At 66.2% G+C, this 535-nt stretch carries 1 protein-coding gene; it reads left to right on the plus strand.

The window, feature by feature from the left end; all coding sequences use genetic code 11:
• Positions 1–535 (plus strand): IS66 family transposase (locus NKG99_RS35885; protein ID WP_352874197.1); only part of this gene is annotated, 535 nt, incomplete at both ends.

The raw sequence follows: 535 nt of genomic DNA on the forward strand, positions 1-535 counted from the left end.
CCTATGTGCGCGATGACCGACCGTTCGGCGGCGCCGATCCGCCGGCGGCAGTGTTCTACTATTCCCGCGATCGTCGAGGCGAACATCCCGCGGCGCATCTCGCCGGCTGGAGCGGCATTCTGCAGGCCGATGCCTTTGGCGGTTATGGCGATCTCTATGCAACGGGTCGTCAGCCGGCGCCTGTTCTGGAAGCCAGCTGCTGGGCCCACAGCCGGCGCAAAGTGTTCGAGCTGGCCGATGTCGAAGCGGCGGCGCGCAAGAAGGCGCGCGGCGAGAAGCCCAACCTGGTCTATCCGCTAGCGGTTGAAGCCGTGAAGCGCATCGATGCCCTGTTCGATATCGAGCGCGGGATCAACGGCCTGTCGCCGGCCCAACGCCACGCCGTGCGCCAGGAGCGGAGCGTGCCGCTGGTCACCGAGCTCGAGCGCTGGATGATCGAGACGCGCGACAAGCTCTCGCGCGGACACGATCTGACCAAGGCCTTCAACTACATGCTGCGCCGCTGGTCATCCTTCACCCGGTTCCTCGACGATGG

Source organism: Mesorhizobium sp. M1409, from assembly GCF_040317535.1.
GTDB lineage: Bacteria > Pseudomonadota > Alphaproteobacteria > Rhizobiales > Rhizobiaceae > Mesorhizobium.